General features: G+C 63.0%; 11 protein-coding genes and 1 pseudogene. 7 read left to right on the top strand and 5 right to left on the bottom strand.

All coding sequences use genetic code 11. The annotated features are described in order from the left end of the window. Positions 1-81 precede the first annotated feature (81 nt). The 3 genes from DP107_RS21005 (at position 82) to DP107_RS20415 (ending at position 1,308) form a co-directional block, all read left to right on the top strand. Positions 82-549: a hypothetical protein gene (locus DP107_RS21005; protein ID WP_238330978.1), complete on the top strand. Its 468-nt coding sequence runs from the start codon at positions 82-84 to the stop codon at positions 547-549. Further along, positions 477-1,097: a transposase gene (locus tag DP107_RS21010; RefSeq protein ID WP_238330977.1), complete on the top strand. Its 621-nt coding sequence runs from the start codon at positions 477-479 to the stop codon at positions 1,095-1,097. The genes DP107_RS21005 and DP107_RS21010 overlap by 73 nt, the downstream gene beginning before the upstream one ends. A gap of 64 nt (positions 1,098-1,161) precedes the next feature. Next, entirely contained in the window at positions 1,162-1,308 is a 147-nt protein-coding gene (locus tag DP107_RS20415; RefSeq protein ID WP_185977420.1) for a hypothetical protein, read from the top strand. 23 nt (positions 1,309-1,331) lie between these two features. On the opposite strand, the gene DP107_RS19475 is transcribed toward DP107_RS20415, so the two are convergent. Genes DP107_RS19475 through DP107_RS19495 form a run of 5 tightly spaced genes read right to left on the bottom strand, consistent with a single transcriptional unit; the run spans position 1,332 to position 4,608 of the window. Next, entirely contained in the window at positions 1,332-2,030 is a 699-nt protein-coding gene (locus DP107_RS19475) for a DUF2270 domain-containing protein (RefSeq protein WP_144263734.1), read from the bottom strand. Further along, entirely contained in the window at positions 2,027-2,443 is a 417-nt protein-coding gene (locus DP107_RS19480; RefSeq protein WP_144263735.1) for a helix-turn-helix domain-containing protein, read from the bottom strand. The genes DP107_RS19475 and DP107_RS19480 overlap by 4 nt, the downstream gene beginning before the upstream one ends. Positions 2,444-2,501: 58 nt before the next feature. Beyond that, positions 2,502-2,975, bottom strand: coding sequence for a DUF6691 family protein (locus DP107_RS19485; RefSeq protein WP_238330976.1), 474 nt, complete (start codon positions 2,973-2,975; stop codon positions 2,502-2,504). Beyond that, positions 2,972-3,436, bottom strand: coding sequence for a YeeE/YedE family protein (locus tag DP107_RS19490; RefSeq protein WP_144263736.1), 465 nt, complete (start codon positions 3,434-3,436; stop codon positions 2,972-2,974). The genes DP107_RS19485 and DP107_RS19490 overlap by 4 nt, the downstream gene beginning before the upstream one ends. Further along, positions 3,436-4,608, bottom strand: a complete 1,173-nt coding sequence (locus tag DP107_RS19495) for an MBL fold metallo-hydrolase (RefSeq protein ID WP_144263737.1) — start codon at positions 4,606-4,608, stop codon at positions 3,436-3,438. Before DP107_RS19495 ends, DP107_RS19490 begins: the two co-directional genes overlap by 1 nt. Positions 4,609-4,830: 222 nt before the next feature. On the opposite strand from DP107_RS19495, the gene DP107_RS19500 reads away from it, so the two are divergent. The 4 genes and pseudogenes from DP107_RS19500 to DP107_RS19515 form a co-directional block, all read left to right on the top strand. After that, entirely contained in the window at positions 4,831-5,082 is a 252-nt protein-coding gene (locus DP107_RS19500; RefSeq protein WP_144263738.1) for a sulfurtransferase TusA family protein, read from the top strand. Next, entirely contained in the window at positions 5,079-5,672 is a 594-nt protein-coding gene (locus tag DP107_RS19505) for a DsrE/DsrF/DrsH-like family protein (protein WP_144263739.1), read from the top strand. The genes DP107_RS19500 and DP107_RS19505 overlap by 4 nt, the downstream gene beginning before the upstream one ends. Positions 5,673-5,723: 51 nt before the next feature. Further along, positions 5,724-5,921, top strand: a pseudogene (locus DP107_RS19510) (hypothetical protein); the annotation flags it as partial. Positions 5,922-5,989: 68 nt separating this feature from the next. Next, a partial coding sequence (locus DP107_RS19515) for a DUF6735 family protein (RefSeq protein WP_144263740.1) occupies positions 5,990-6,434 on the top strand: 445 nt, incomplete at its 3' end.

The raw sequence follows: 6,434 nt of genomic DNA on the forward strand, positions 1-6,434 counted from the left end.
GCACGCGATTCACGCCCGCCGTGAACGACGGGATTCTCTCGCTGTATCAAGATAGACACAACCCCCGACCGTGTTCTCGCTGTGGACCTCGGCGTGAAAAAGCAGGCAACTGCGGTTGTGTTAGACGGATCTGAAGACGGACAGGAGAAGATTCAGATCGCGCCACCTGCCTTTGTCGACCACCACGCGAAGGACAAGCTGTTTCGAGTGAAAGCCGACGCCGAGGGCATAGACAGCCGCCTTGCCGAACTTCGCCGACAGGGCAAGGGGCATACCGAGCAGTTCGCTCACATCCTCAGCGAATATCGCCGGACACGACGCAAGGAGCGGCGTCTCCGCGACCAGATCCAGCACGATGTAGCGAATCAGCTGGTGTGGCTCGCGGCCGTTCACGAATGCGAGACGATCGTCCTCGAGTCACTAGGGCAACTGGAGGCCGAAGGCACGGGTGGTGTCACGGCATGGAGCATCTCGACATGGGCCCATGTGAAGTTACTTCAGCTGCTCGGCACAAGGGTGACCTCCTCGGGCTCGACGTCGAGACGGTGAATCCCTGGGGGACATCACGCTACTGTCCGCGGTGTGGCGAACGCGGCAAGACCGTGAAGGCACCGACCGATCACACCGAGTTACGCAACGGCGGCCACTTCTACTGTCCCAGCTGTGAGTATGAGTGCGACCGAGATGTGGTCGGCGCGGTCAACGTCGGACGAAAACACCTCTCTGGGAGTCGGATGGAAACGGCGAATCCCTGTGTCTACACGGCGCGGGAAAATCACGCCAGCTTTCCATCACGCCCCACCTGCGAGCGTGTCCGTTCTGAGGCCGGCACGGAGGATTCAGAAACCGTGTCGGTGCCTGGCGTTCAGTCCGCGGCCAACAGTAAACAGGATCTGGCGAGTGGCCGTCAGACCCGATTGTCCGAGTACCGTTCTTCGTCCCTCACTACGACACGAAGCCGGGCAGAGGGAGGACTGCAGCAAAATCAGAGCAGGAAGACGGGACTGCGGTGTCCCAGCGGGAGCATTACGAGGCAGTGTTTGCTCGCCAGCACGACCGATTCCTACGAGGTGCTTCCAACTCCTGCCGAAAATTAGAACGGCTACGATGACTTTGAGGTGAACCATACTTGTCGAGTTTCCAGACTACGAGGGCGGCATCGTGACCCACGAATTCTTGCGAGAACTCGTCGACCACCTCGAAGCCGACGAGGAACTCGACATCCAGACAGCGGGTGTCACCAAGAAGCTGGGTCGAACTGACGTTGTGGATCAAACAGCAGCTCCGGTGGCTTGCAATAGCCGCTGAATCCGCACAGTAAAGGGAGGTCGCTATTCGTGGGGGCTTCTGAGAGCCTCCTCCCGAAGTTCGTCGTGTGCTCGCCACGTCCGGGGCCGCACAGCGATGAACACCGCCCCAGCGAACACCAAGGCGACCACTCCAGTGACGATGGTCCCGGGAAGCATCCCCACCGCTGCACTTGCCGGCCACTCGGCAGGGCCGAAGGCCGTCACCCGCAGCACCCACGCTCCGTTAAGGATGGCAAGTAGCGGCACATACACACGCCGCAACCGGTGAGCAATCGCCTCCTCGGCGGAGATCTTCAATGCGGGTTGGTGGTAGTCCGCGGCGAGCCGGCGGCGCCAGTCATCGGCCGGTTCCCTGGCCGGGTCGAGACCGACGGCGAAAACGTTCCGTTGGAGCGTCCGCACCCGTGACCGCCACATATCGTAGGCACGATACCGACGCGCCTCGATGATCAAGAAGAGACCGACGGCGAGGTTACCGATAAGCAGGACGTAATGCGGGTTCGAGGGGGTCGTGAAGGCCCACGTCAGGATAGCCGCGAGCAAAAGCACCGCCCAGTTCGTGGTCCGATCCAGCCGTTCGCGCCATAGCTTCATCCGGTGGACTTCACCCCGATAGAGGTGCGCCATCGCACCTGACGGCCCCATCTCCTCGTCGAGGAGTCCACGACCGACAGCCGCATTTCCAGGCATTTCGTCCGAGTCGGTTGTTTTCTGGCTCATTCGAGATCAGGTGGTGCCGCTCGTTCACCGTCGGTCTCGACCTCGTCGTACTTCTCGCGGAACTCAGCGATGAGTTGGCCCATCATCGCGTACCAGTCGTTGAGCAGCCGCTGCATCTCGTCGGCGATTTCGTCGGGGGCGGCCGGCGAGAACACGTGATAGTAGCTGCCCGACTCGAAGCTCCGCTGGTCCTTCTCGACGATTCCAGCCTGTTGTAACCGCTGGAGCGATCGATACGCAGTCGTCCGCTCACGGTCGATTGCTTCAGCGAGCTCGTCCACCGTGAGCGGCTCGTCGGCCTCGACGAGGAGCCGGAACACCCGGCGGTCAAGGTCGTTCAGACCGTGGAAGCAGTCCAGCAGCGACTCACACTCGAGGTCCCGCCCCAGCATCTCGGCCATTGAGTCAACCATTACTTGTCACCTCCGGGAGCGGTGCCAAAGACGTTTGTGAGGCCCGGCTGCGTTGGGCTCATGTCCCGACCTCCGACGTGGTGCTGGTGCCCGTCAGCGCAGTCCGGAGCCAGCCTTGCAGATACGCGCCGGCGAACATCCCACCGATTGCCCACAGGATCGGCAGATTTCCGACGCCGAGACTCGCATAGGCGGCCCCCGGACAGATACCAGACAGTCCCCAGCCGACGCCAAACACCGCACCGCCGGTAAGGACGTTCCTGTCGAACGATTTCAGGCGCCGTCCGTACTGGCGCCCGGTCAGCGGTGCCCGACGGCCGGACCGCACGGCGAGGGTGATCGTCACGGCGGTCACAGTCGCAGCCCCACCCATAACGAGCAACAGGCCGAGGTCCTCGAACTGAAGGAAGTCGAGGACGACCTCCGGTCGGGCCATCCGTCCGACTGCGAGGCCGACGCCAAACACTATCCCGCCGACAAAGACAACTGGCAGGAAAAGTGGATGCTGGTCGTGCTCCGGCGTGGGACTCACGGCACCACCCCCAGGGCTGCGACGAGTTGCGCGGTGCCGACGGCGATCGCCAGGAAGGTGATGACGCCGATGATGGAGGTTCGAGAACCGGAGCCAACACCACAGACGCCGTGGCCCGAGGTACAGCCTTTCCCGATCCGGGTGCCGACGCCGACGAGGAGACCACCGACGGCGAGCCGCCACGGCTGGACGTCAGTCGTCCACGGCCCGTCACCGAGCGTGAAGGCGTAGGCGGCGGCGCCGATGACGATGCCGACTGAGAAGACGACGCGCCAGTCGCGCGACGCTCGGTAGCGGGCGAACCGCGGCTGGTCGGAGACGTACGACAGCGTGGACTCGAGGAAGGTACTCGCGCCTGCCGGGATCGCCGTCGCGAGATAGATGACGGCGGTGCCGAGCCCGATGAAGACGCCGCCAAGCAGGTACGGGAGCCAGCCGTTCGGGAACAATGCGTCGAGCATCAGTCACCCGCCGCGCAGTTGTTCGGTCCCAGTTCCATGGTGAACGCCTCATCGTCGTCCGCACGTGCCTGGCCGAGGTTCGTCGCGATAATCTCCTCGTAGTTGGCCGGGCGCGGCGGCGTATCATCGAGGACGCGCCCGACGAATGCATCCTGGTCGAGACCGAGTAAGTCGAGCTGTTCACCCAGGTTGCCGAGCGACGCGAGGTACGTACCGTCCGAGCGTGGCTCAGTGGTCTCGCCGAAGTGCGCCGGCCCGACGAGCGTTTCGTCCGGCAGCGTCAACAGCCGTTCGTGGAGCGTCTCGTAGAGCTGCTCGGCAGCCGCCTGCGCGCCTGCATCTCCTTCCTCGAGGTCGGGGCGGGCGACGCTGTCGATGAACAACGTGTCCCCAGTCAGCGCGAGTTCCTCGTCGATTCGGTACGTGGTCATCCCCGAAGTGTGCCCCGGCGTCGCCAACACGGCCAGCGTCGCCTCACCGACAGCGAGCGTATCGCCGTCGCGAACGGTTCGCACGTCAGCGGTGTAAGTCGCGCCTCGGTCTGCGGCCGCAGCTGGGAGCACGGCTGTCGCGCCGGTCGCAGCGGCCAGCTCACGCAGGCCGCTGATGTGGTCGGCGTGGATGTGGGTGTCGAGGACGTACTCGACGTCAGCCCCGAGGTCGGCGGCGTCGGCCTCGTATCGCTCGACGAAGGCGCGCAACGGGTCGATGACCGCCGCAGCGCCGTCGTTGACGATCATATAGGCCAGACAGCCGGACGACGGACGGCGGTACTGACGGACCAGCGTGCCGGTCGACAGTTCGACGTCGGTGTGGTCGTACAGCCGGGCCCACCCGCGCATCCCGTCGGCGAGGTGGGAGGTGTTGTACCCCGCGTCTGCGAGCAGGCCAGCGACGAACTCGCTGGACTTCCCTTTCGCACACGTCACCACAACTGGCTCATCAGCCGGGATGTCGGCGACCAGCTCGTCGTCGATGCCGTCGAGGAACTCGAAGTACAGGACGTTGATCGTCGTGACGGTGTCGTCGGTGATGTGCCACTCCTCGAAATCGCTCTGTGCGCGTGTATCGAGGAGGGTGACCCGGTCGCCAGCGTCGATGCGCCGTTTGAGTGATTCGGGACTCGTCGGCTCGATCTCCGCCTCAGTTTCCGGGAACTCCATGGAACTCATACCTCCCTCTTACTGACCAGCGTCTAAAAGAATTGCGTTTAATTTGCAAACTATCCGAAGCTCCGAAACCCTGTCTTTCCTTGGCATCAATAACGAGCACAGAATTATGGCCTCTTTGTGGCCGTATTAGTGGAGCATATACGACTATTCGTAATTGGGAGATTGTGGCCGACTCAAAATACTCTTGTGCTTTCGGTTCAAGACTGTAGACAGAGCGCAATAATGAATTCCGACACACCGACCGAAACGCTGGAGCTCACCGGTGAATCGTGTCCGATGCCCGTTGTGAAGACAAAGCAAGCTGTTGACGATCTCTCCAGTGGAGCGCTGCTCGAAGTCCGTGCGACGGACGCGGGGAGCGTCAGCGACATCGACGGCTGGGCAGCCGGAACGCCCGGCGTCGAGCTGATCGGCCAGTCTGAGGAGATCCAGGCCGACAAGACGGTGTATGTGCATCGGGTGCGCGTCGAATGAGTACTGACACCGAGACCGAGGTGACTGACGAGCACCCTGACGGTGCAGCGACCCGTATTGAAGAGCTGGAAGCCCGTATTGAAACGTTGGAGGCCGAGATGGATGCAACTGCCGGCACCGAGATGGGCGACGAGAAGTCGATGGTCATCGTGGCGACGAAGGGGACCCTCGACATGGCCTATCCGCCGCTGATCCTCGCCTCGACCGCGGCAGCATTCGGCTGGGATGTCACCGTCTTCCATACCTTCTGGGGGCTGGACATCCTCCACGAAGAGCAGTCGACAGACCTCAAGCTGTCCGCGATCGGGAATCCGAACATGTCGGTGCCGAACGCCGTCGCGGCGTTACCCGGGATGGACCGGTTGGCGACGACGATGATGGAGCGACGGATCGCCGGCAACGACGTGGCGACCATCGACGAGTTGCTCCAAACGTCGCTGGAGATGGGGGTCGACCTCCAAGCCTGTCAGATGACGATGGACCTGATGGACTACGACGACGACGCGTTCCACGATGGCGTCACGGTCGGCGTCGGTGCCGCGACCGCGCTCTCGGAGATGGCCGACGCCGATGTCCAACTGCTCGTATAGGAACGAACGAGAAGCGAGCCAACAGTTACTGGACACTGCAAGATCTGCCGCCCGAACGACGAGGGCGGCATCGTGACCCACGAATTCTTGCGAGAACTTGCCGACCACCTCGAAGCTGACGAGGAACTCGACATCCAGACAGCGGGGTTCACTAATTGTCGCTTCCCGGTGCTGGCAAAGCGGTACGTCGTTCGCGACGATGCGGTCCTCCACGCGGATCTCAGCGGACTGGAGTCGATCGACGGGTAGCGTCGTTCGCCCCCCGAGAGGGGTGCGGGGCGACAGACGACGAGCCTCGTCCCGTGGAGTGATTTCCAATGGGTCACCGCGCACTCGTTGCGTACGAACGGACAGACGGACAGTACACGCTCCACTACAGCCACTGGGGCGCAGCGAACCTGAAGCTCAAGCACCGAATCTCGGCTGAAACACCGTTCGGTGGCGATGACACCGACTCCAAGTGGGCAAAACAGCTGCTGGCGGAACTGGCCGATGGTCTCGAGGCAGATGCCGCCGACGGCTACCTCGCCGGCGAGGACCGACCGTCGACGGTCGTCGAGCCGAAGCCCCGCGCCACCGGGCTCACGCTTGAGGAGATCATCACCGACCATCTCGACTACCTCCACCACGAGGCATTCTACGTGGTATCGCCGACCTTCGAGGTGACCGCCTACCGGACGCTGTGGTTCGGCCTGCAGTACGACTCGGAGACGGTCGACCACGGCGAGACGGTCGGGAACGGCGCGCTCGCGACCGTCCGAT

The organism is Haloglomus irregulare, from assembly GCF_007421925.1.
Lineage (GTDB): Archaea > Halobacteriota > Halobacteria > Halobacteriales > Haloarculaceae > Haloglomus > Haloglomus irregulare.

What these genes read in the sequence shown, in the direction of transcription:
- DP107_RS21010 (WP_238330977.1), top strand. Translation starts at nt 477, where the DNA reads ATGGGCCCATGTGAAGTTACTTCAGCTGCTCGGCACAAGGGTGACCTC.
- DP107_RS19475 (WP_144263734.1), bottom strand. Translation starts at nt 2,030, where the DNA reads ATGAGCCAGAAAACAACCGACTCGGACGAAATGCCTGGAAATGCGGCT.
- DP107_RS19480 (WP_144263735.1), bottom strand. Translation starts at nt 2,443, where the DNA reads ATGGTTGACTCAATGGCCGAGATGCTGGGGCGGGACCTCGAGTGTGAG.
- DP107_RS19490 (WP_144263736.1), bottom strand. Translation starts at nt 3,436, where the DNA reads ATGCTCGACGCATTGTTCCCGAACGGCTGGCTCCCGTACCTGCTTGGC.
- DP107_RS19495 (WP_144263737.1), bottom strand. Translation starts at nt 4,608, where the DNA reads ATGAGTTCCATGGAGTTCCCGGAAACTGAGGCGGAGATCGAGCCGACG.
- DP107_RS19500 (WP_144263738.1), top strand. Translation starts at nt 4,831, where the DNA reads ATGAATTCCGACACACCGACCGAAACGCTGGAGCTCACCGGTGAATCG.
- DP107_RS19505 (WP_144263739.1), top strand. Translation starts at nt 5,079, where the DNA reads ATGAGTACTGACACCGAGACCGAGGTGACTGACGAGCACCCTGACGGT.